Consider the following 2,540-nt stretch of genomic DNA (forward strand, 5'->3'; position numbering starts at 1 on the left):
AGTGTTTCCTCCAGAGTGGATCCTGAGTACGGCGGAACACGAGAAATTCCGTCGGAATCCGGGAGGACCATCTCCCAAGGCTAAATACTCCCTAGTGACCGATAGTGAACCAGTACCGTGAGGGAAAGGTGAAAAGCACCCCGGAAGGGGAGTGAAATAGTACCTGAAACCGTGTGCCTACAAGTAGTCGAAGCCCGTTAATGGGTAACGGCGTACCTTTTGTAGAATGGACCGGCGAGTTACGATCTCTTGCAAGGTTAAGCAGATGATGCGGAGCCGCAGCGAAAGCAAGTCTGAATAGGGCGATAGAGTAAGGGGTCGTAGACCCGAAACCGTGTGATCTACCCATGTCCAGGGTGAAGGTCAGGTAACACTGACTGGAGGCCCGAACCCACGCACGTTGAAAAGTGCGGGGATGAGGTGTGGGTAGGGGTGAAATGCCAATCGAACACGGAGATAGCTGGTTCTCTCCGAAATAGCTTTAGGGCTAGCCTCAAGAGTTGAGTACTGGAGGTAGAGCACTGATTGGACTAGGGGCCCTCACCGGGTTACCGAATTCAGTCAAACTCCGAATGCCAGATACTCGATCTTGGGAGTCAGACTATGGGTGATAAGGTTCATAGTCGAGAGGGAAACAGCCCAGACCGCCAGCTAAGGTCCCAAAGTATACGTTAAGTGGAAAAGGATGTGGAGTTGCTTAGACAACCAGGATGTTGGCTTAGAAGCAGCCATCATTTAAAGAGTGCGTAATAGCTCACTGGTCGAGTGACTCTGCGCCGAAAATATACCGGGGCTAAACGTATCACCGAAGCTGCGGATGTTGGAAGTATTGTACTTTCAATTTGGTAGGAGAGCGTTCTAAGTGCAGCGAAGTCAGACCGTGAGGACTGGTGGAGCGCTTAGAAGTGAGAATGCCGGTATGAGTAGCGAAATAAGAGTGAGAATCTCTTACACCGAATGCCTAAGGTTTCCTGAGGAAGGCTCGTCCGCTCAGGGTTAGTCGGGACCTAAGCCGAGGCCGAAAGGCGTAGGCGATGGACAACAGGTTGATATTCCTGTACCACCTCATGACCGTTTGAACAACGGGGGGACGCAGTAGGATAAGGAATGCGCACTGATGGATATGTGCGCCCAAGCAGTGAGACTGTTGAATAGGTAAATCCGTTCAACTCAAGGTCAAGCTGTGATGGGGAGGGAACATAAGTACCGAAGTTCCTGATTTCACACTGCCAAGAAAAGCCTCTAGTGAGGTCATAGGTGCCCGTACCGCAAACCGACACAGGTAGGCGAGGAGAGAATCCTAAGGTGATCGGGAGAACTCTCGTTAAGGAACTCGGCAAAATGACCCCGTAACTTCGGGAGAAGGGGTGCTTCTTTTAGGAGAAGCCGCAGTGAAAAGGCCCAAGCGACTGTTTAGCAAAAACACAGGTCTCTGCGAAGCCGTAAGGCGAAGTATAGGGGCTGACACCTGCCCGGTGCTGGAAGGTTAAGGGGAAATGTTAGTCGCAAGACGAAGCTTTGAACCGAAGCCCCAGTAAACGGCGGCCGTAACTATAACGGTCCTAAGGTAGCGAAATTCCTTGTCGGGTAAGTTCCGACCCGCACGAAAGGTGCAACGACTTGGGCACTGTCTCAACGAGAGACCCGGTGAAATTATACTATGCGTGAAGATGCGCATTACCCGCGACAGGACGGAAAGACCCCGTGGAGCTTTACTGTAGCCTGATATTGAATGTTGGTACAGCTTGTACAGGATAGGTGGGAGCCTAAGACACGTGAGCGCTAGCTTGCGTTGAGGCGTCGGTGGGATACCACCCTGGCTGTACGGACCTTCTAACCCAGAACCGTGATCCGGTTCGGAGACAGTGTCAGGTGGGCAGTTTGACTGGGGCGGTCGCCTCCCAAAGAGTAACGGAGGCGCCCAAAGGTTCCCTCAGAATGGTTGGAAATCATTCGTAGAGTGTAAAGGCAGAAGGGAGCTTGACTGCGAGACCTACAAGTCGAGCAGGGACGAAAGTCGGGCTTAGTGATCCGGCGGTGCCGCATGGAAGGGCCGTCGCTCAACGGATAAAAGCTACCCCGGGGATAACAGGCTTATCTCCCCCAAGAGTCCACATCGACGGGGAGGTTTGGCACCTCGATGTCGGCTCATCGCATCCTGGGGCTGTAGTCGGTCCCAAGGGTTGGGCTGTTCGCCCATTAAAGCGGTACGCGAGCTGGGTTCAGAACGTCGTGAGACAGTTCGGTCCCTATCCGTCGTGGGCGTTGGAAGTTTGAGAGGAGCTGTCCTTAGTACGAGAGGACCGGGATGGACACACCGCTGGTGCACCAGTTGTTCCGCCAGGAGCATAGCTGGGTAGCTACGTGTGGAAGGGATAAGTGCTGAAAGCATCTAAGCATGAAGCCCCCCTCTAGATGAGACTTCCCATCATTTTAAATGAGTAAGATCCCTCAGAGACGATGAGGTTGATAGGTTCGAGGTGGAAGCGTGGTGACACGTGTAGCTGACGAATACTAATAGATCGAGGACTTAACTAAAA

Annotated in this window: 1 rRNA gene; it reads left to right on the top strand. The window is 52.7% G+C overall.

Annotated elements, in window-relative coordinates:
* A 23S ribosomal RNA gene (locus LD272_RS21180) occupies positions 1-2,538 on the top strand; the annotation flags it as partial.
* Between the last annotated feature and the right edge of the window lie 2 nt (positions 2,539-2,540).

Origin of the sequence: Aquibacillus saliphilus (assembly GCF_020404745.1) — a bacterium.
GTDB classification, from domain to species: Bacteria; Bacillota; Bacilli; order Bacillales; family Amphibacillaceae; genus Aquibacillus; species Aquibacillus saliphilus.